Below are 20,222 nucleotides of genomic sequence, written 5' to 3'. Positions count from 1 at the left end.
GGTGGATACTACGTCAAACGTAGTTCATAAATGCCTAGTCGTTGAGAGCGGTCAAGCATATCGAACTCATGATCAACGTATTCTTTTAATGTGGCGCCTGCACGCGCAGCAATATTGATGCTAGCGATGTTATCTTCCATACAATGGAACTGAATGAATTGTGCGTGCCCTTTCTTCTTCAAAAAAGGGATCAATACTGCGAGTACTTGATCAATCACACGATGGCCTCGCCCATTGTTGGCAAGCCAGTAGCCAATTTCAGTAACACGTGTATGTGAATCCACACCTTTAATGCCAATAACACCCGTAAGTTGCTCATCAAAATAAATTGCGCACCAGTGGGAATCCAGCGCGTTACTGTTCACTCGCTGGGAAATGTAGTTCACAGCCTCTCTATGATTCGTGACAGAATCCGTCCAAGGTAGATAACCCTCAAGGCTCTCTCGGTGAGTGTTCACAACCTCTAGTAAAGCGGACGCGTGTTTCGTGTTGAGGGGCTCAATTGAGATCCTTTGCGAGACGGAAAAACGCTTCTGTAAGTGATTTCCTTGATACGTCTCTTGGCATGTGACTTCATCCATAGATGTTATTCCTTTTTATTGTGAACGCTCAGCGCAAATCCTAACGCTTCATTTTATGAGAACAAACCTCTCTATAAAAACTAATCAAAGCCGTTGCCGTTCATTTAGCCCTTTTGATCGATCAGCGTAAATGGCGTTAGTGATGCCACATCTACATAATGCTTCCATACATGTTCATAGAGGTGATGCTGATTGGCAAACGGAGCCAGCTGCTTAGCTTCTTCAAGCGTACACCAGCGATACTCTGTATGCTCTTCGTTAAGAACAACTGATTGGTTAGGCGGACAAAATAGCACAAAACATGGGATAACCATGATACGGTTATTTTTTGCTTCGTAGAACTGCTCTAGAAAGTCTGCTGTATGTAACTCAACTTGGTCAATTAGTGTCTCTTCTTTTAACTCTCTTAAAATGGTTTGCCACCCGGCTTCACCCGCTTCGATACCACCTGCAACATGGCACCAATAGCCACCTTTTACGCGTTTGAGTAACAGCATTTTTTCTATGCCATCAATTTTTGAAATGACAACGCCTGAAACATGCGTTGCTTTTATCGGGATCATGTAAGCTCCTTAAATATCGAGTTTTTATTGTTACGCTGAAGAGAGGCAGATTAATTGCTACGTATTCTACTGTTTATTCATCTTGTCGACAGAAGTGTTTGAGTTGAGAGGATTTAATCGCTAACTAAGTATGCTAAAGTGAGATCTGTCGCAACAAATGAGCAGTAAAATGTCCAATTCATTCAACACTATGATTCCCATCGGTGTGCGCTTTATGGTGCTTTCCGCGTTCGGCTTTGCTCTGATGTCGGCTACAGTAAAGCACGTCGGCAACTACGGTATCCCCGTTTTTGAAATCGTTGCAGCAAGAGCGCTCGTTTCACTTATCATTAGTTATTTCGATGTAAAGCGAAAACGAATTTCTGTATGGGGCAATAATAAGCCATTACTATTTGCACGCGGTGCTGTGGGTACGATGGCTCTGATGTGTGTATATTATTCAGTGACCACCTTACCTTTGGCAGAAGCGACGATATTCCAATATATTCATCCGGTATTTACTGCACTACTCGCCGTATTTTTCTTGAAAGAGCGCATCCAGCCGTCAACTTTCCTTTGTATTGCGTTGTGCTTACTCGGCATCTATATCATGGTAAGCCCAGAAACTGGGCAAGGCTCAGATAGCGCTTTACCAATGTTTAGCGTCATGATTGCGATCTTAGGCGCATTTGGTAGCTCAATTGCCTACGTCATTGTCAGAAAACTGAGTCAGACAGAAGACAGCTCAGTGATCATTTTCTATTTCCCGTTGGTTGCTCTCCCCGCTTCACTCTTACTGATTGGCGACGATTTTGTAATGCCCGATCTATATCTGACTTTCATGTTGGTTCTAGTTGGTGTCTTTACCCAAATTGGGCAATTGGGGTTAACCAAAGCGATGCAAACTCAACAAGCGGGTAAAGCCTCCGCTTATTCGTATATTCAGATCGTATTTTCTGTGTTGTTGGGCATCATTTTCTTTGGCGAGGTTCCGATCATTTGGACGTACGTCGGTGGCGGTCTGATTGTTACAGGCGCATTAATTAATGCGTTTGGTCATCACTTACGGTTACCTTTTGTTAAGCGCAACGCTTGATATACCTACCTAGAACCGTAAACACGACATTTAGAAAAACAGCCAGAATGACTCTGGCTGTTTTGTGTTTAGCCTAACGTTAAGCTGATATTTTTAACCCTGCGATACCAGCGACAATCATTAGCAAGCTTAAGGCTTTGATAAGTGTTGCTGGCTCATTGAACAGATAAATGCTCACGACTGCCGTGCCTATTGCGCCAATCCCTACCCATACGCCATAAGCAATGCCTAAAGGCAAGGTTCTTAACGCAATGCCAAGCAACCAAAAGCTCAATAACATAAAGACAATAGTGAATGCCGAAGCACCGAATTTGGTAAACCCTTGTGAATACTTAAGACCGACAGCCCATGCGATTTCACACAAGCCCGCAATGAAGAGAATTCCCCAAGCCATGTCACATTTCCCAACGAGATGGGGTCGTCCCCGAGAAAAGATAGAGCGGTGAGGTCGTCCTCACTTCTGATTGACTACTTATTATATACGGAAATTTAAACACGGCGATAAGCATACAACTCAAACATCTCATGCACGCTTAAATTCTACGCTTTTCTTTTTAACGGTGGCGGACTCTCTATTTCGCATCAATAACGACACCGTTTTTTAACAATTTACATATAACCTTCTGGTGTTGAAAGTGTTGCATTTATTGCACAAATCACACAAAAACTAATTGAACATGTAAATATGAAAACGTTTGTGTGACTAATATCGCTTAAAACAATGACTGATGACTTTAATATTCAGCCGAATTAATTATAAGGTATGACGTACCCATGAAAGCAATCAAAACCTCTATCGCTGTCCTTGTTGGCGCCGCTCTACTATCTGGATGTAATGACGATACTGAATACGTCAATGTTCAACCTAAAGAAGTAAAAATAGCGACTTACAACCTCTCTTTTGACCGCGCTACCTTCGAAACTTTGGTAGGTGAAATGCAAATTGAACCAACGCAGCAAACTGCGTTGGTCACCTCTTATTTAGACGGTTCAATCGCAGCCGAAGACAAAACCACTGCGGAAAAAGTCATTCAAATTCGTAACGTTGCAGCAATCATTCAAAAGAATCGTCCTGATGTTCTCATGATGGCGGAATACAACAACGATGGAACAGGTGAAAACAAAGCAGCCATTGAAGGATTCCAGAAGAACTACTTGTCTGTCGCGCAAAGTATCGATGGCGCGGGCGGTGAAGCAAACCTTGAGCCTATTGAATACCCTTATGCTGAATCTTATTCAACCAATACAGGGTTGTTGAGTGAGTTTGATCTCGACAACAACGGAACCGCAGGTCAAATGCCAGGTGATGCATGGGGCTTTGGCATGTACCATGGTCAATATGCATTTGCCCTTATGTCTAAGTATAAAATTGACACGGCAAACACACGTACATTCCAAGCATTTAAATGGAAAGATATGGAAGGTGCGAAAATTCCAACCATTACTATCTGTGACGGTTCGCAAAAGATTCCAGACGGCATGAAGTGTGGTGATGAATGGTACTCAGCGGAAGAATGGGATCAAGTGCGTCTATCTTCGAAAAATCACGTCGACGCGCCAATCATCATTCCAACTCGCAATGGCGAGGAAGTTGTACACTTGTTGATGTCTCATCCTACTCCACCAGTATTCGACACCGGTAAAAACAAAGCGCAAAACGCAGCAGAAGTGGAGTTTTGGCATCATTACATTCAAGGCAAAGACTATTTTTACGACGATGCGGGTAAAACAGGTGGCTTAACGAACGGCGCTAAATTCGTAATGATGGGTGATCAAAACCTTGATCCAGTTGCTGGTGACGGTATTAGCTCTGTAATGCAAGAGCTACACAACGATCCATTGGTTAACCAAACCGTGATGAATGGTGAGCTTTACCCAACAAGCTTTGGTGCAGCTGAACACGCTGTTGACCGCAGTTCAACTCACCCATATCCGAATCGCATCACTTCAACGTTTGGCTTAGGGGTAGACTATGCCTTGCCTTCAGCAAATTTGAATGTAATAGACTCTGGTGTGTACTGGTCAGCGTCTTATGAAGAAGGCCGTAAACTATTTAACGATGCACGTATCGGTAAGTATGGTGATGGTAAGGATGTATCTTCCGACCATCGCATGATCTGGATTAAAGCACAGTTCTAGACTGCATAAAAAAAAGCCAACCACAAGGAGTCGTGATTGGCTGTATATATTTGTGAACAAGATGGTTCACTAACAACGTCAGTTGGCTAGGTGACCCTCGGCTTAGAAAGGGTCACTCATACTAAAGCATGAGGCGTGCCAACTTTTCAGCGCACAAAAACAGGTTGTTATTTAATCACTTTCATTAAAACTTAACCAATAGCTACTGTTTGCTCACCGAATAAATTGCAATTTGCAAACTATCATTGGCATTTCGCAATAAACCTGATCTTTAGCTCTTGCTTTTATTGCTTCCTAGCTAAGTCGCGTGCAAGGATTAACGCAAGTCCGAATACTTGCAAGAAGAGTCCGATATTCTTGTACCAAGCGATCTTTTCATCCTGCTTTGCCATTACCTCATTGAGCTCTACATTCTCAATGTAGTAATTATCGATGCGGTCTCTATACGAAGCTTGTGCCTGATTTATCTTTGACATCAGTTGAGGAAGTTGATCAATTTTTATTTCATCCGACTCGTTGAGAACCCAAGAAGATAAATGCCCTGCTAATACCTCTTCTAGCTCTAAAGGTATCGCTACGCTCTGACTTATGTGCACATGCAGCAGTAAAGCTTCTCTTTTCCTTTCTAGGGTTTCCACACTGTTCCATGCGAGTTGGATGGAATACAAGTTTTCTGCTGTTTGCTCTGCGAGCTGCGAGTGCTGTTTACCCAACTTATCAAGGACTAAGCTAGTAACGATGATCGCGCCAATATTCAGTACTAATCCAATCAGAACGAGTACCCAAGGTGGTGGAATGTAACGTCGCAGACTTACCATAACTTATCGTATGGCAGGTAAATCATATTTAACACAACCAATGAAAGTATCACCAGAAATGTCACCTGCATCCCTCTAATGCGCTTTTTCAAGTCTTTTTTCAATATGCCTTTAGCATGAATAACTCGACCAATTACAAAAATAATACCGGTGAGATGTATCCATGTTGGGTAAGCACTATTAAATTCTAAAAGTGCCATTAAAATCAGGGTGATGGGGATATATTCTGTCGCATTACTCTGGGCACTACGAGCAATTTGTAGAGCCTCTACCCCACCATCGGCATAAGCAATTTGATTTAAGCGACGTTGCTTAATTACTTGAACAGCCAACCAAATAATGAGTATTGCGAGAATGTTGGCATACAGAGCTGTGATCATATGTCGTCCTTCTTGATCTGGTTTTCACTTATATAAGCGTGTCACTTGGCTATAACTATAGCGGTATCATTATGATAATGCGTCAAATAATCTCAAGTTATGATTTCTATTCGGGCAAAAAACGAAAGCCAATGCTTTATGGTATTAAAAATGCCCTCGAATGAGGGCATAAGAATAAAGAAGCTAATATGTGAGAATATTGAAACCACTATAAGGGGTGTTTGACCAGCTTTTTGCGCCGATGCCCTTTGATAATACTTTCAAAAATTGTGAACAACAGCCCTACCCAAATAAATGCAAAGGTCACCGCTTTCACTTCGTCAAACAACTCGCCAAAAAACATAACTGCCAACACAAACTGCAAGCTTGGCTCGATGTATTGCATTAGACCGACGGTTGATAAATTAGTTATACGTATTGCGATAGAATAAAATACGAGTGGTAAAAGTGTGATAGGTGCACTGCCAAAATACAAAAGCAATGTTGTGGTATCTGTGCCCGAAGCCAGTTCACCAGTTGCCCATTGTTTATAGAGCAAATAGGCGAGTGCAACTGGAGTCAGTAACAACGCCTCAACAAACAAGGTTGTACTCCAGTCATAATTTATCTTCTTCTTGTACAGCCCATACAAAGCAAAGAACAACCCCATCGTTAGTGCGATAACGGGTAGCTGACCATAGTGAATCACTTGATACATAACACCAATTGTTGCCAACACTATTGCAATAAGTTTGCCTTTTGAGAGCCTATCCCCAAGAATAAATACGCCCAGCGCAACAGATACTAATGGTCCAATAAAGAAGCCTAAGCTGGCATCGATGACCCGATGATGGGTCAAAGCCCAAGTGAACGCACTCCAAGAAATACACATCAAACTGCTCGCCACAAACGTGTACCACAAGGATTTTTTATCAAGCCAGATTTCTTTCCAATTCAGCCCTCGACGGGTTATCCCAAGTACAATTAGAAACCCGACAGGTACAGACCCAATGATTCGCCATGCTAGCAACTCATCCATAGAAGCATTTGGTAAATAACGATAATAAATTGGTAGCAATCCCCAGATCACAAAGGAGAATGCTGCCATAAAAGTGCCATAACGAGTGTTATTCATAAAACTATCGCCCATCTAAACGACCAATTTGGCGTAAGTAAACAAGTCCGCCTTACATAAAAAGGAATGCAATCCCGCAGTGGCTTTATGATGCAGATGGCATTATTGGCTCAACGCTTGTACGACGGCAGTAAAGCCACTCACAAAACACAACACAAGTGCCCCAAACCGAATCTTTTCTTTTGGTAACGACTGGGTAGTTTTCATTGCTAGCCAGTAACCAAGCGCCGCAGCAGGTAATAGAGGAATAGTAATGACCAAATGATGCAATGTGAAGAAGCCCACTGGGATTTGTACTATTAGTGAAATAATCGAACTGAAAACAAAAAAAGCCGATAAGTTGCCGCGTAACTGATTTGCTTCTTGATGCTGCAACAATAACGCCATCGGAGGGCCTCCAATCGCAGAACTGGTACCAAACAACCCAGAAAAGAAACCAGCACATGTCATACGCGAAGGCGTAGGCTCAACCCGAAACGGTAAAACACTCACCACGACTGCAAACAGCACCAACAAACCAATCCAAAGCGTGAGAGTTTGTGTAGATACAAAAAAGAGTAGCAAGCCACCAGCAATTGATCCCGGCACTCGCCCAATCAACGCCATCTTTAAGCCGCCGATTTCAACACTACTGCGGTGCTTCATCGCATTCATCAACGAAATAAATAACGCGACTAAACAGATTGGCGCAGGAACATATTCTGGCGCCCAAAGAATCAGTAAAGGTGCGGCAACAATAGCCAAGCCAAAACCGATTGCGGTCTGGACATAAGAGCCAAGAAATATCAAACCTATTGCAAGGAAGTTTATCGAATCGAATTCCATTTAGATTATTCTTATATTTGAAAAATAAACACAAAACCAAAGCACATTCGCATGATGAATACCTCAGGCATACTGCGATATGAATTCCGCGTAGCATTCATCAAAGTGAATAAAAAGACAATCCATTTGTGCGGTTCGCCCTCATTTGCATTTTGTATTTCATTCCGCTGATGTACATGTTTGCTTACATCGAAGAGGATTCATGCTCGCCTGTTCACGCAGCATTTCTTCAGCGGAATTAATGACCTCTTAAAATCTAGCAGAATTAGACCCATGAATTCTCCATTGCATTTAATGGATTCAGTCAATTAGTGCGGCGTCGGTATAGCACTTTACAACTCACCTCTTTATACTATTGATCGATTTGTCATTACCGTACTTATTTACACAATAACAAGTGTACGGTCAGTGTTTTTCTACCTTTAACTTGCTGTGAAAATAATATGAAAAAACAAACGGGATTTACTCTAATAGAGTTAGTCGTAGTTATTGTCGTGCTCGGTATTCTTGCTGTCACTGCCGCGCCACGCTTTTTAAACCTTCAAAGTGATGCACGTGAAGCACGTTTGGAAGGAATGAAAGGCGCTATTGCGTCAGCATTAGGCGTCGGTTATGGGAAAATGGCGATTGCGGGATTGGAAAGCAAGCCTTACGTTTCAAACTTCGTAGACAGTGCTTTAATGGCAGATTTACCATTTGACGGCTGTAATATTGGTGGTTCAAAGCGCTGTGTTTTTTTATATGGATATCCTGATTCTGATAGCGAATCGATGAAGTTACTCGTGCAAGGACTGAACGAAGAAGACTCGGATTGGAAAACATTTCATCACCCGGCTGGTTCAACAACTCGCGAAATGGTCATTGCTGCAGCCGACGAAAAAAGAGCTAGCCTTACACAATGCGGAATTTTATATGGGCCACCGCAGACTCCAAACGAGAGTTACACCTTAGATATTCTTCCCTGCCCTCAATAAAAATAAGGCTGCCAATCGGCAGCCTTATTTGTTTCATCTGATCGGTTTTTTACGCAAAGTTAAACACGTATTTATCCATCATATTCACCATGCGGCCAATCTCTGGCTTGGTAATCGTATCATTTGCGCCAAGAGATAGTGCTTTCGCTCGGTTATCCTCACTCATCAATGACGAGAACATAATGATCGGCATTTCATGAAACGCTTCGGTATCGCGTAGTCTCTTCACTAAGTGCATACCATCCATTCGAGGCATTTCTACGTCCGTAACCACCGCATCTAATAGCTCTTTAACTGGCAAGTTTTCTTCTTTCGCAACCTCGATCAAGCTCATCAACTTCTCATGCGCCTCACCACCGTCTTTACATGTGATCACATTGTAGCCTGAAGAAGCTAATGTATCTTGGATCAAAGAGCGAATAAATGCTGAGTCATCCACCACCATGATCGTTTTAGCATTACGCTTACCGACCATTCTCTGGTTGAGATCCACCGACTTGTCCCCTTTCACATCGTATTTTTCCATACTCAGTTCTGGGTTGATGTCTGCGATGATTTTTTCAAAGTCGAGAATCATGATCAGGTTGCCTTCTTTACGGACAACGGCTACTACACAATCTTGTTCGCCCGCTTCCAAAAACTGACTTGGTGATTCCACATCATTCCAAGAGATACGATGAATACGCGAAATGCTGTCAATTAAGAAGCCATTGGTCATTTTGTTGAAATCCGTAACGATTACAAACTTGCGCTCCAGATCTTGTCGTGTTGGCACACCTAACCAACCAGCTAAATCCACTAAAGGCGTCAGTACATCTCTGGATGAGAACACACCAATCATATGAGGTTGTGCGTTTGGATAATCGGTTGTTTCTGGCACGCGAATCACTTCTCGTACTTTCGCAACGTTAATGCCGTAATAACAAGTTTTTGTGCTGCCATCTGGCAATGTTTTTTCTAAATGAAACTCGATGATTTCAAGCTCATTGGTACCACTTTCTGTCAAAATGGTGCTGGTTACGTTACTCATAAAGCCAATTATCCAACCAAAAATACGCATCAGAAAAGTTTGATGCAAACGCCATGAGAAGCCGTTCTCTGGCTAAAAATCCAAAAGTCCTTTTTAGTCGTTACAACAAAATTTGTAAACCATCAAAAGGACGGCTAACGCACATTTCCATACCAAACCATGTAAAATTGTCTCATTTTTGAACACGACATTATGAGTGGCCAAAGTGCGAATTAACACCTCCACTTTTAGCGGCCGAGTCAATGAAAAGTTTAGAAATAATTTGAAGTGATGTTCAGCGTCAATAGCCAAACCTATCCAACAGATATCAGTGCAAAGTTGGCTAGCGTGCTCATGCCTGGTGTAGAACAAGCTCTCTTCAAGTGGCATGGTATAAAACTGCGCTTGTGAACACGGGTTTAAATCGAAGCGCTAGAGGCATCGCAAGAAAATCTGAAGGCATAGAACACTGAAAGAACACTTTCAGTTTGTTAGTTTTCTGTCAGCGTAAGTTTTAAGCAATCATCCTATCACTAGGTATTTCAATACCTGACATCGCTATTCCCATAATCAAGACACTGATTTTCACTTTTGGAAAGAGTCATTTTCCTTCCTCTTAGCAAGGTTTTTCCTACAATCTTATTCATCCAATTGCGCTGTCGCCTGACAGCACACTAGTTGATGTATTAGGTGAGGTTAACTTTGAATAATGTTCTTATTATCGACGCTCAACCATTGTATAGCGAAGCACTTGCTTCTCTAGTTGAATCTGTAATCAACGCAGCTGAAGTGATTCAAACCACTGACAGTGCGGAAGTGATGGATCTTGTTCGAGGCCAAAAGATTGATTTGATTATTCTAGACGTAGTGCTTGGCGACCGCGATGGTATGCGTTTAGCCAAAAACATTTTAGCGACGGGATATCGTGGCCGACTGTTATTTGTTTCTTCACGCGACTACTCGAGTCTTTCTAAAGCAGCGTACGAAATGGGCGCAAATGGCTTCTTAAGCAAACATGAAACAAGAGAGACCATTATTGACGCAATCGTGAGTGTTTCACGCGGTTACTCAATGTTTAAGTCGACTCACACACCATCGTCGGGTAACGTAACACTTTCAAATCGCGAAGCCATGGTGTTCCATTATCTTGTACAAGGCTACTCAAATAAGAAGATTTCTGAACAACTTTCACTCAGCGCTAAAACAATCAGCACCTACAAAACGCGTATTCTGAAAAAGTACCATGCGGACACGTTGATTGAACTTCTGCATACTATTCCTCAGTCAGAAAACATTGAGTTTTGCCGCTAAGCGCTCATGTATTTTGCAATAGCACCGATTAACAACTGGTGCATTGCATCATGTCTTAAGCTTTGCTTCACCTGTACAACCACTTTTGGCCAGCCATCTGGGTAAAAATGCTCTGGCACTCTTATAAATTTATATCCATCAATTGGCGCCTGATATTCAAGTAACACGGTTGCGGCGCTTTTTTGCTTAATTAGCTTCAATACGCTGCTTACGTTGTCTAGAGCCGCAATACGGTTGATGACCATACCGTGGCTTTCCATTGCACGCTTAACGAGCTGCTCTTTCTCTTTCCAACCGATAATCTCTAACATGATAAAGGGAAGTTTGGCCGCTTCTTCCAGGGTGGCAATTCCCAGCTCTTCAGGGACAACTACCACAGCAGGCGCATAGCCGATGAACTTCTGATAAACAGATTTCGGAACATCCTCGTTGAAGTAATGTAACTGCGCATCCACTTTGCCTAGGATTATCTCTTCTATCGTATACTCTGTAATCGTTGCTATCGAAATGTGCGCCTTGGGAAACAGCGCCATTAAATCCATTGCAAGTAAATGCCCAAATGAGTATTGAGCGGTTTGCGGCAAACAAATGGTGATGTCTTTTTCGTAATTTTCCGGTTCAAACTCATCTCTAATTAGACAAGTTTCAAGCTTCTCGAGTGCATCGGAAATTTTAGGTAATTGACGTTTTAAATAGTCCGTCGGTTCCATGTGGTGAGGATGCCGAATAAACAATTCATCGTTTAGCTGGAGTCGCAATCGGGCAAGGTATTTGCTAATTGACGCTTCGCTCTTCCCCATCGCTTTCGCAACGGGCTTGAGCTGACGGTGCTTATCCAGTAAGACAAGTATTTTAAGTAAGTTTAAGTCGAGATCTTTGTTCACGTGCGACACCAAATGTAAGGTCGAGAATAAATAGAGCAATCACTATTTGTTGACTGCTCTAATATAAAAGACCACTCATTCTGTTTGGTCAAATTAATCAAACAGTTATGTCATGGTTATGTTCCGTAACTTAACATTGAGTCAATACTAGCGCTGCTTAATGGGACTTTTGTCTGTGTTTTTTCATCTCATAGAGATCTTCATCTGCACGTACAATAACGTCCTGAAGGGTTTCGTGTAATTCATTCGCCGCGATACCAGTACTCACACTAACTTCGATATCCAAGGTCTTTAGTCGGTTATCTTTAACGACACTACGAAGCTTCTTCGCCAATATTGAAGATTGGCTGATACTGCAACCTGGCAGAATCGCAACAAACTCATCACCACCAGTTCGAACTAGATAATCACTATTTCGAAACACTTTAGACATAGCATCAGCAATAATCCCAATAACTTCGTCCCCTACATGGTGACCGTAATGGTCATTGATTCTCTTGATCCTATCGCCATCTATTGCAATGACGGAATATGGCGCGGTTTCCAAACGACGTTTGAATTCGCTATCTTGAAAGACTCTGCGGTTAAACAATCCCGTTAAATCATCTTTCGTCACGTTCGTCAGTGCTTTCGCGAGGCGAAGTTTGCTCTCTTTAGATTCATAAGCTTTGTTGTAATACGCTAAGGTTACGAAAAAGAAGATGATAAACAAGAACACGTAATCCAATACAATTTTACTGAATGGGTACATGTAAACGATAAGATTGTTGTTGTCTGCGACATATGATTGGGTGTACGCGAATGATGGAAAGGGGTAGCCAGCGAAATAAATCACCATTTGTTTGTTCCCATTCGCTATTTGAACATCCACCGCTTTCCCATCATTATAAAGCGGCGAGAGGTATAATTGTTCCGAGAACTCTCCCACTAACTCACCTTGAAAGTAAACCGGACTCATGATGCTTATCGCCATGTCATCGGAGTATGTCGTTTTAAATGGTAGGGAAAACAATACCCGGTCCGTTAGTTGCTCTTTCCACGCGGCTAACACACAAGAATAGTTACTTTTACACCAATCAACATCAAATGTGGCTTTCACTCCCTCTAGCGCTTCAATCGGTCTCTCTAAGATGAGTTTGTTTCCAGTATAAGAACGAAAATACATAACGGCATTTTGTCGATTGAACGCATTTGATAAATACGCTTCAGCCTGATGAAGCGATTTCCGTGCAACAGCTTCAACGTAATTGAGTTTTTCATAAGGTGACAGGGAGTAAATCGCATCTTGAAAGCTCAGCTCTGTTTGCGCTTCTACTTCACTCACGCTCATGCCTTTGTATTGCTCGAGCTGCGCTTCCGTCAATAGCCCCATGAGAATTACTTTTTGTTTTATTTTGGCTAAATTATTCGCGTAAGTGTTGAACTGCTTTACTTCATAAGAAATTAACACCGCACCAATCATTGTGACAGAAGTGACGAATAGTAATGTTGCGATGAAAAGAGACAACGCGATACTTTTAAGTGTCATGATGCGGTCTTACGCCCCCGCCACTCTTGTTAGCTCAACAATGTTCTTTACGTTAAATTTATCCAATAGACGACGTTTGTATGTGCTGACTGTTTTGTCACTTATTGATAGCACTGAAGCGATTTCTCTATTGGACTTTCCTTGTAGTAAATACTTCATTACTGCACTTTCTCTGCTTGAAAGTTGTGGCATTTCTCGAACGCTGTTAACAACTTGCTTAAATTTGAAGAAGGTATACCCCTTCTCTACCGCTTCTATCGCGTCTTTAAGAATGTCGTGATTTTCCGATTTACACACATAGCCATCAGCGCCAGAACGAAAAGCCATTTGGCTGTACATTTGGCTAGTTTCAGCGGAGAAGAAAATGACTTTGCCTTCATAACCATGGGATTTGATACGTTTGTAGAAATCAAACCCATCGCAATCTGCCAAGTTCACATCTAAGATCAACAGTTGAATTTCTTCCTTTTTCAATATTTGTAATGCCATCTTCGCTGATGTTGCAGTAAATACCCCATTTGTTTTCCCTAACTCTTCCAACAACGACTTGATTGCAACACAAACGAGAGGATGATCGTCAAAGATCAAGTAATTCAATTTATTCATATCTTTCATTTAGTATGGTTATGGCTTCTAGTGGCATGGGTTTATCAATGTAGAAGCCTTGGCAAAGATCAATCCCATACTCACGTATCGCTTGCAGTGTGACTTCGTCTTCAATACCTTCCGCGACCAGTCGTATATTCAAACTTTTCGCTAACGCGCAAATAGCAACAACGATGTTGCGTTTTTTGATGTCGCATTCGACACCTTGTACAAACGAACGATCGATTTTTAACTCGTTGAATGGCAGTTGAGCCAGTTTTTCAAACGTCGATGACCCCGTGCCAAAATCATCTATTGAGACAGTGACACCGTTCATCCTCAACTTGAGTAAATTCTTGTACAGGGACGCGCTAGTCTGAAATGTATCTCGCTCTGTAATTTCAATGGTGATTTGTGATGGGTCAATCTCGCTCTCTAAACATTGCTGTAAAAAGTAATGAGAGAACGCCGTATCTTCTAAATTTTCATGGTCTACATTGATGGATACGTTTTGCGTCAATCCGCGGTGTTTCATGTCATAGATAACATTACTCAATACAGCTTGAAACAACTCTCCAGAAAGGCGGCAACGCTCTACAATTGGCAAAAAATAATGAGGGGGTAACACACCATAAATAGGATGATTCCAACGCGCGAGCGCTTCATACCCAAGCACTTCCCCACTTTGCACATCGACTAAAGGCTGGTAATAATTTTTCACGCGCCCTTCAGCCAGAGCAAACAGGAATTCTTGATCTTCCACTTCAATAGGTTGCGCAAAGCTGACTTGTTTCGCTTTTTCATCTTTTATTTTACCCAACAAATCAACGACTTCATTTTCATCGTATGGCTTAGGCAGCTTCCCTAATACTTCAAAACTAAATCCCTCGCACATGGCTCTTACCGCAGAAATAATGGTCAATTCCATTGCACTGACCAGTACAACTTGCCCCTGGTACTGGACTTTATCGAGCATTTCCATCATATCGATGCCGTCTTTTCCGGGCATTTGGATATCACAAAAAATCACGTCAAAATATTGTTCCTGCACACTCTGAATAGCGGCATCCACACAGTTAAAAGGGATGACTTGCGCGCAATAGCGTTCCAATATTTGCGTAAGTATTGTGGTTTGTAGCGGATGGTCATCAATCACCATCACATTAAATTGTGTATTCATTTGTCTCTACCCAATAGTTTATGTTTTCGATCTCCTGCTCGATTCGTAAAATTAGCTCCGCTGTTCGCCTGTCAAACTCCGCAGCAGTAACTCGTTCTGCCTCAATACAAAGCTCAGCCAGCATGCTTACCCCTATCGCCCCAACCGCTCCTTTGATGCCATGAATGACCCGTTTTTTGTCTCGCTCAGTCGATGCGGCGTTTAAGTTTTTTATATCTGTAGACATTGATTGACTAAACACGCGCGCAATCTCTTTTGCGTCCTGTGCTTTGAACCGTTTAATCCAGCCGGGCAGCCTACCCCTCTCTTTTTCGCCAATAAATGGAATCAAAACGGTTTTTAATTGATTAAGGTCATAGGGCTTGTAGAGCACATCATCAATGCCGATATCCTGTGTACGTTCAATGGTAAGACGAGCATCTTCTGCTGTCACACCGATGATTGGAATTGCTTTAAATTCGGAGTTTTTCACGAGCCTAACAAGCTCATAGCCATCCATTTCTGGCATATGAAAATCGGTCAGCAGCAACACAATGTTTTCATCTTGGTTGATGTATTCCCATGCTTCGCGGCCGTTATTCACAATGACAGGTTCGATTCCAAGTTCATGAAGCTGCATTGCTATCACACTTTGGTTAATGGGATTATCTTCTGCGACCAGTACCGTGCCGAGAACCCAAGAAACCACTTCTTGATTTACGTCACTAAGCTTGGTTTCTTGCTGCGTTTGGCTGAGCAAATTGAACAATGTATCTGGATATTGAATCTCTCTTAGCGTAAGACTGCCAAGTACCCTTTGTTCGTCACACAGCATTAGGCCATTAAAACTGGCATCGCTGTCGTGTATAGGGTGAAGGTTCGCCACCATTGTTTTTAACGTCGCTGGACGCATTTTCCACGCGTCACACCACTGGCGAACATTAAGTGGTAAGCTCTCGCTATACGTCCAGTTCAAACAAACGTCTGGCTCAGAGTCGCAATGCTCAATTGGCAGTCTGACGGTAATCGTCGTGCCCAAGCCAAATTGTGAATCGATGCAGAGCACGCCGCCCATGCAGTCGATCAATCGGTCAACAATGCTTAGCCCCAATCCAGTACCGCCATATTTACGCGTAATAGTGTCATCCGCTTGAACAAAAGGATTGAGAATGCCTTCGAGTTGGTCATCCGTCATGCCGATACCTGAATCTGCCACTTTCAAGATAAGCTGCTTTTCATGAAGAATGACACTGATTCCAACCTCGCCTTCCGCAGTGAATTTCACCGCATTGGAGAGTAGATTGGTGGTAATTTGCACCAATCGCAGCGCGTCGATTTCAATGAAAGCATTCGAAAATGGTTTGATTGTCACTTTGTAATCCAAACCTTTCGCGAGCGCTCGTGGTTCAAAGCTTCGAAACACATCGCACAAGGTTTTAAGCAAGTCAGTCTTAACTGGGGCGACGGTTAAGTGCCCTGCTTCTAACTTTGAATAATCCAGTACTTCGTCTACTAGCGTATTCAAATGATTGAGCGAGCGTATGGCTTGGGCAATTAACTCGCGATTTGAATCTGCCGTCACTTGGCGATTTAGCAAATCGAGGATGCCGTGTGCTGCCGACAATGGCGTTCTTAATTCGTGACTCATGGTTGCCAAAAAGTTTTCGCGCGCACGTACCGCGGTTTGCGCTTCTTTTTGCGCATCGATTAACGCCTGCTCACGTTCTTTTTGCTGGGTAATATCTTGAATAACAGTCAGTACAAACTTGTTCTTACCGCTAGGAGAAGCGATGACTTTGCGTTCTCGATATACATGTTTAATATCAAGTTCACAGCCCGACGAGGCAACCTCTTCTGAAATACGCTTTCCAGCGATAACAGTGGTCAGTTCATCAAAATTATTCACCAGAGGAGCGTGCGCAGAATCACTTTTCAACTTACATTGTTGGCACTGTTTACTGTTGTAGTTGGCACAATTGCTCATCTCCATATGGTTATTTTCACTATGGATAAAAACCAAGCTATTGATCTCTTTGATGATGTCCATCAGCCATTGCTTTTCCGCTTCCTCATTGTCAGCATTAAATTCGGCTAACCTCACTTTAAGTCGCATGTGAGATAAGATGAAATACGCCGCAATTAACATGAGACAGAATATGAATGAACCAGCAACAACAAATGTAGCGATCTGCTCCGCGTCATAGCCATAAGTCAGTTTGAAGCTTCGGTGAGAACGCAGCAGTTTTTCGATCTCGTTAGAATCAATGGTTTCGATGATGCTGTTCAACATGTGTTGAAGTTGTGTATTGTGGTTTGCAACCGCAAATGCATTAGAGAACGTCAAAACGTCCTCCGCATTGATCACCAAGCCATCGACTTGATCTTGTGCAATCATGTTGTGAACGATGTCGTCAGGAATGTAAGCCACATCCAAAACGCCCGATTTCAAATCGGTAAGCAGCTTTTTCAAATCATCATAATGATCAACTTGGCCTTGCTGCCAAGTGCCCAAATGAACTAACCCTTGCTTTTTCAAAGTGAGCAGAATACCCGCTTCTTTCAGTGCAGATTTATCGCGCTTGCTCTGCTCCGCTTGGATAGCCACGTAATTACTGTGCATGAATGGTTTAGTGAACAACCAATCTGACTTAGGTAGCTCACCCACATAAGAGATGGGGACTATATCGGCATCAAATGCCGTTAATCCATTTGAAAGGCTCGACGTCGGCTTCACATACTTAAAGCTCAAGCCAGTACGAGACTGCAATAAGTCGACAAAATCTGGAAAGAAGCCATCTAACTCGCCCGTTTGCGAATCTCGGTAGAGAAACGGATAAGCTTCGTCACTGCTGCTGTAAGTTATCACTAGTTTGTTTTGATGATTACGTCGGTAATCTACCAATAACTTATCACTGATATGGTAAGGATTTTTCGAGGCGACGGAGCGAATGTTTTTTCCATTTTGCTCCCACTGAAGGATTTTGTTGATGTCATCGATCAGACTCTGTTTGTCCAACGAAGCGATAAAACTCACCTCTTCGTTTTTCAACCAACTGGGAATATCGACAACCCCTTTTACAATGTCATTCAAATCCAAATATTGGGTAATACCAACATAAGTGTAAATCAGCGCGTTCGCTTTACCTCGCTTAACTTCATTAAACGCCTCTAAACGTGTTTTAACATAATGTATCTTATCGATACCACGTTCAGTGAGGTTGTCACAATACACACTGCCCTCAACACACACCCATTTAAGATCACGCGCATCACTATCTCGGTAAGTGGCATTCCGATACCAAACAGCGATAGTGCTCGAAAAGAAAGGCATCGAAAACAAGAAACGCTTTTCTCTTGCTGCTGTTTTACTAAATCCAACCGCACCATCAATCTTCTTGCTTTCGACATCCGCAAGTAAAGACGGAATATGCTTGTAAGTCCGAAGTTCTAACTCATAATCCAAAGCTTTAGTAATGTTAGACAAATACTCAAGACTAATTCCGTACGAAGGACCAACGCTACCGTCAAACGAGTCTTTAGCTTCGTCTTGCGCAATAACACCAACGATGACCTTCGGTTTAGGACTCTGTTTGGCAGTTGAGCAAAAAGAACTCGCTAAAAAAATTAAGGCGACGGACGATACCGTAATACTTCTAAGAATACTGAGCATGACTGCTTCCTCTGAATGGAAGCTCAGACTAGTTTTTGTCAGATAAAAGTCAAACTTAGCTCAATAGTGAAATAAAAATAACACTCTGATATAAAAGTAAAAAACCAAAATTCGTCAGAACAATCTGACAACACAATCCACCTTTGACTACACAGCGTTTGCGTTCGGTCTCTCACCCAGACGGATATTCACTGCGAGTCGGTATACATAAGGGATGTGTGCTTTTAGGTTTGCACGCCATAGCTTTTTACTTTCATCTTGAATGATTCATCATCATTCCATGATAAACTGACGTATTAACATGAAAGAAAGCTCAACTCCGCGGTTTCGAGCAGCTTGAAGTAAACACAGTTTTAGAAAATGCGTTCTAGTATTGTGTCACTCAAGATTCACATTGCTACTTTTACAACCGCTGGAGCATTAGAAAAATTAAGGTATTAAATTCAAATGGTTAATAACTCAATCCAGTGGTTTCCTGGCCACATGCACAAAGCACGTAAAGAGATCGAAGAAGCAATCCCTCAAGTGGATGTGATCATCGAAGTACTGGATGCTCGTATTCCTTTCAGTAGTGAAAACCCTTTGATTTCTCAAATCCGTGGTGACAAACCTGTCGTTAAAGTTTTGAACAAACGTGATTTGGCCGATCCAGAATTAACTCAACTGTGGATTGAGCACTTGGAGCAAGAGCAACATGTAAAAGCAATGGCGATCACGACTTCTGAACCACAAGAAGTGCATCGAATCATGGAGCTTTGCCGCAAACTTGCACCACACCGAGAAGAAATTGGTAAAAACATTCGCACCATGATCATGGGCATCCCAAACGTTGGAAAGTCGACGATCATTAACACCCTCGCAGGTCGAACAATCGCTGTAACAGGTAACCAACCCGCGGTTACACGTCGTCAACAACGTATCAACCTGCAAAATGGCATCGTATTATCTGATACTCCAGGAATTTTATGGCCAAAAGTGGAAAATCCACACAGTGGCTTCCGCCTTGCGGCTACCGGCGCGGTAAAAGATACAGCGATGGAATATGACGAAGTCGCATTCTATACCATTGAATACCTAGCAGCTCATTATGCAGACAAGCTTAAAGAGCGTTATCAAATTGAAGAGCTTCCAGAATCAGATATCGAGATCATGGAAGAAATTGGTCGTCGCCGCGGAGCACTACGTGCAGGTGGACGTGTTGACTTGCACAAAGTATCAGAGATCTTATTGCACGAACTTCGCCAAGGCACTTTGGGCCAAATTACATTAGAGCGCCCAGAAATGATCACTCAAGAGCTGATTGAAGTCGAGATTGAGACCGCCCGTAAAGAAGAAGAAAAAGCGAAGCGTAAAGAAGAGCGTCGTAAGCGCTATTTACGTAATAAGCGATAATTTTGTCTCTTATCTACTCATGTTTCAAGGCGCGATTTTCGCGCCTTTTTTGTTATCTAATGCGCCCATTTTTTTCACTTTTCAAACTTTATATTCCTCATCCAAAATCCAGATATGAAGCACGAAAAAACACCGCAAAATCGCCGTATAAACTTTAAGCACAAACTAGTTTAGACCCCGGGCCCCTATAGAGTTACAGCCACCATCCAACCCTC

Annotated in this window: 18 protein-coding genes; 5 read left to right on the top strand and 13 right to left on the bottom strand. The window is 42.4% G+C overall.

Annotated elements, in window-relative coordinates; genetic code table 11:
- Positions 1-8: 8 nt before the first annotated feature.
- Both R7M92_RS04790 and R7M92_RS04785 read right to left on the bottom strand, forming a co-directional pair.
- Positions 9-581: a GNAT family N-acetyltransferase gene (locus tag R7M92_RS04790; RefSeq protein ID WP_318132832.1), complete on the bottom strand. Its 573-nt coding sequence runs from the start codon at positions 579-581 to the stop codon at positions 9-11.
- Positions 582-685: 104 nt separating this feature from the next.
- On the bottom strand, positions 686-1,144 hold the full coding sequence (locus R7M92_RS04785) for an NUDIX hydrolase (RefSeq protein ID WP_005376504.1): 459 nt from the start codon (positions 1,142-1,144) through the stop codon (positions 686-688).
- Between the two features lie 169 nt (positions 1,145-1,313).
- Here R7M92_RS04785 and R7M92_RS04780 point away from each other — a divergent pair, with 169 nt between their 5' ends.
- The gene (locus R7M92_RS04780; RefSeq protein WP_033906499.1) at positions 1,314-2,219 is read left to right on the top strand and encodes a DMT family transporter; all 906 of its coding nucleotides are present in this window, start codon (positions 1,314-1,316) and stop codon (positions 2,217-2,219) included.
- Positions 2,220-2,298: 79 nt separating this feature from the next.
- On the opposite strand, the gene R7M92_RS04775 is transcribed toward R7M92_RS04780, so the two are convergent.
- The gene (locus tag R7M92_RS04775) at positions 2,299-2,613 is read right to left on the bottom strand and encodes a DMT family transporter (RefSeq protein WP_005376506.1); all 315 of its coding nucleotides are present in this window, start codon (positions 2,611-2,613) and stop codon (positions 2,299-2,301) included.
- A gap of 380 nt (positions 2,614-2,993) precedes the next feature.
- Here R7M92_RS04775 and R7M92_RS04770 point away from each other — a divergent pair, with 380 nt between their 5' ends.
- Positions 2,994-4,358, top strand: a complete 1,365-nt coding sequence (locus R7M92_RS04770) for an endonuclease/exonuclease/phosphatase family protein (protein WP_213872461.1) — start codon at positions 2,994-2,996, stop codon at positions 4,356-4,358.
- 284 nt (positions 4,359-4,642) lie between these two features.
- Here R7M92_RS04770 and R7M92_RS04765 read toward each other — a convergent pair whose 3' ends face one another.
- From R7M92_RS04765 to R7M92_RS04750, 4 genes are all read right to left on the bottom strand, one after another.
- Positions 4,643-5,176, bottom strand: a complete 534-nt coding sequence (locus tag R7M92_RS04765) for a hypothetical protein (protein WP_033906497.1) — start codon at positions 5,174-5,176, stop codon at positions 4,643-4,645.
- A complete protein-coding gene (locus tag R7M92_RS04760) occupies positions 5,170-5,556 on the bottom strand; it encodes an MAPEG family protein (RefSeq protein WP_005376510.1) in 387 nt (128 codons plus the stop codon). The genes R7M92_RS04765 and R7M92_RS04760 overlap by 7 nt, the downstream gene beginning before the upstream one ends.
- A gap of 208 nt (positions 5,557-5,764) precedes the next feature.
- On the bottom strand, positions 5,765-6,670 hold the full coding sequence (rarD, locus tag R7M92_RS04755; protein ID WP_031778926.1) for an EamA family transporter RarD: 906 nt from the start codon (positions 6,668-6,670) through the stop codon (positions 5,765-5,767).
- Between the two features lie 102 nt (positions 6,671-6,772).
- Positions 6,773-7,495 (bottom strand): sulfite exporter TauE/SafE family protein, encoded by a 723-nt coding sequence (locus R7M92_RS04750; protein ID WP_005376512.1) that lies wholly within the window; start codon positions 7,493-7,495, stop codon positions 6,773-6,775.
- 443 nt (positions 7,496-7,938) lie between these two features.
- On the opposite strand from R7M92_RS04750, the gene R7M92_RS04745 reads away from it, so the two are divergent.
- A complete protein-coding gene (locus tag R7M92_RS04745) occupies positions 7,939-8,469 on the top strand; it encodes a prepilin-type N-terminal cleavage/methylation domain-containing protein (protein WP_005376513.1) in 531 nt (176 codons plus the stop codon).
- 49 nt (positions 8,470-8,518) lie between these two features.
- On the opposite strand, the gene R7M92_RS04740 is transcribed toward R7M92_RS04745, so the two are convergent.
- The gene (locus tag R7M92_RS04740; protein ID WP_025998672.1) at positions 8,519-9,499 is read right to left on the bottom strand and encodes a chemotaxis protein; all 981 of its coding nucleotides are present in this window, start codon (positions 9,497-9,499) and stop codon (positions 8,519-8,521) included.
- Positions 9,500-10,180: 681 nt separating this feature from the next.
- On the opposite strand from R7M92_RS04740, the gene R7M92_RS04735 reads away from it, so the two are divergent.
- Positions 10,181-10,789, top strand: a complete 609-nt coding sequence (locus R7M92_RS04735; RefSeq protein ID WP_017821556.1) for a response regulator transcription factor — start codon at positions 10,181-10,183, stop codon at positions 10,787-10,789.
- Here R7M92_RS04735 and R7M92_RS04730 read toward each other — a convergent pair.
- The 5 genes from R7M92_RS04730 to R7M92_RS04710 all read right to left on the bottom strand — a co-directional run bounded on the left by R7M92_RS04730 (position 10,786) and on the right by R7M92_RS04710 (position 18,615).
- A complete protein-coding gene (locus R7M92_RS04730) occupies positions 10,786-11,673 on the bottom strand; it encodes a LysR family transcriptional regulator (RefSeq protein WP_005376516.1) in 888 nt (295 codons plus the stop codon). The two genes, R7M92_RS04735 and R7M92_RS04730, sit on opposite strands and share 4 nt — an antisense overlap.
- A gap of 157 nt (positions 11,674-11,830) precedes the next feature.
- Positions 11,831-13,201 (bottom strand): GGDEF domain-containing protein, encoded by a 1,371-nt coding sequence (locus tag R7M92_RS04725; RefSeq protein ID WP_005376517.1) that lies wholly within the window; start codon positions 13,199-13,201, stop codon positions 11,831-11,833.
- 9 nt (positions 13,202-13,210) lie between these two features.
- Positions 13,211-13,807 (bottom strand): response regulator transcription factor, encoded by a 597-nt coding sequence (locus R7M92_RS04720; protein ID WP_017635347.1) that lies wholly within the window; start codon positions 13,805-13,807, stop codon positions 13,211-13,213.
- Positions 13,800-14,966, bottom strand: a complete 1,167-nt coding sequence (locus R7M92_RS04715) for an EAL domain-containing response regulator (RefSeq protein ID WP_054576033.1) — start codon at positions 14,964-14,966, stop codon at positions 13,800-13,802. The genes R7M92_RS04720 and R7M92_RS04715 overlap by 8 nt, the downstream gene beginning before the upstream one ends.
- Positions 14,950-18,615, bottom strand: a complete 3,666-nt coding sequence (locus R7M92_RS04710) for an ATP-binding protein (RefSeq protein ID WP_318132829.1) — start codon at positions 18,613-18,615, stop codon at positions 14,950-14,952. The genes R7M92_RS04715 and R7M92_RS04710 overlap by 17 nt, the downstream gene beginning before the upstream one ends.
- Before the next feature lie 447 nt (positions 18,616-19,062).
- Between R7M92_RS04710 and ylqF the strand changes: the two genes are divergently transcribed.
- Positions 19,063-20,007: a ribosome biogenesis GTPase YlqF gene (gene ylqF, locus R7M92_RS04705; protein WP_005376521.1), complete on the top strand. Its 945-nt coding sequence runs from the start codon at positions 19,063-19,065 to the stop codon at positions 20,005-20,007.
- Positions 20,008-20,222: the final 215 nt, after the last annotated feature.

Origin of the sequence: Vibrio sp. Vb2880 (genome assembly GCF_033337975.1) — a bacterium.
GTDB classification, from domain to species: Bacteria; Pseudomonadota; Gammaproteobacteria; order Enterobacterales; family Vibrionaceae; genus Vibrio; species Vibrio alginolyticus.
The sequence above is the reverse complement of the archived record's forward strand: the minus strand, read 5'-3'. Positions and strand labels throughout refer to the sequence as shown.

What these genes read in the sequence shown, in the direction of transcription:
- R7M92_RS04770 (WP_213872461.1), top strand. Translation starts at nt 2,994, where the DNA reads ATGAAAGCAATCAAAACCTCTATCGCTGTCCTTGTTGGCGCCGCTCTA.
- R7M92_RS04715 (WP_054576033.1), bottom strand. Translation starts at nt 14,966, where the DNA reads ATGAATACACAATTTAATGTGATGGTGATTGATGACCATCCGCTACAA.
- R7M92_RS04775 (WP_005376506.1), bottom strand. Translation starts at nt 2,613, where the DNA reads ATGGCTTGGGGAATTCTCTTCATTGCGGGCTTGTGTGAAATCGCATGG.
- R7M92_RS04725 (WP_005376517.1), bottom strand. Translation starts at nt 13,201, where the DNA reads ATGACACTTAAAAGTATCGCGTTGTCTCTTTTCATCGCAACATTACTA.
- R7M92_RS04790 (WP_318132832.1), bottom strand. Translation starts at nt 581, where the DNA reads ATGGATGAAGTCACATGCCAAGAGACGTATCAAGGAAATCACTTACAG.
- R7M92_RS04740 (WP_025998672.1), bottom strand. Translation starts at nt 9,499, where the DNA reads ATGAGTAACGTAACCAGCACCATTTTGACAGAAAGTGGTACCAATGAG.
- R7M92_RS04750 (WP_005376512.1), bottom strand. Translation starts at nt 7,495, where the DNA reads ATGGAATTCGATTCGATAAACTTCCTTGCAATAGGTTTGATATTTCTT.
- R7M92_RS04760 (WP_005376510.1), bottom strand. Translation starts at nt 5,556, where the DNA reads ATGATCACAGCTCTGTATGCCAACATTCTCGCAATACTCATTATTTGG.
- R7M92_RS04785 (WP_005376504.1), bottom strand. Translation starts at nt 1,144, where the DNA reads ATGATCCCGATAAAAGCAACGCATGTTTCAGGCGTTGTCATTTCAAAA.
- R7M92_RS04710 (WP_318132829.1), bottom strand. Translation starts at nt 18,615, where the DNA reads ATGCTCAGTATTCTTAGAAGTATTACGGTATCGTCCGTCGCCTTAATT.
- rarD (WP_031778926.1), bottom strand. Translation starts at nt 6,670, where the DNA reads ATGAATAACACTCGTTATGGCACTTTTATGGCAGCATTCTCCTTTGTG.
- R7M92_RS04765 (WP_033906497.1), bottom strand. Translation starts at nt 5,176, where the DNA reads ATGGTAAGTCTGCGACGTTACATTCCACCACCTTGGGTACTCGTTCTG.
- R7M92_RS04780 (WP_033906499.1), top strand. Translation starts at nt 1,314, where the DNA reads ATGTCCAATTCATTCAACACTATGATTCCCATCGGTGTGCGCTTTATG.
- R7M92_RS04720 (WP_017635347.1), bottom strand. Translation starts at nt 13,807, where the DNA reads ATGAATAAATTGAATTACTTGATCTTTGACGATCATCCTCTCGTTTGT.
- R7M92_RS04745 (WP_005376513.1), top strand. Translation starts at nt 7,939, where the DNA reads ATGAAAAAACAAACGGGATTTACTCTAATAGAGTTAGTCGTAGTTATT.
- ylqF (WP_005376521.1), top strand. Translation starts at nt 19,063, where the DNA reads ATGGTTAATAACTCAATCCAGTGGTTTCCTGGCCACATGCACAAAGCA.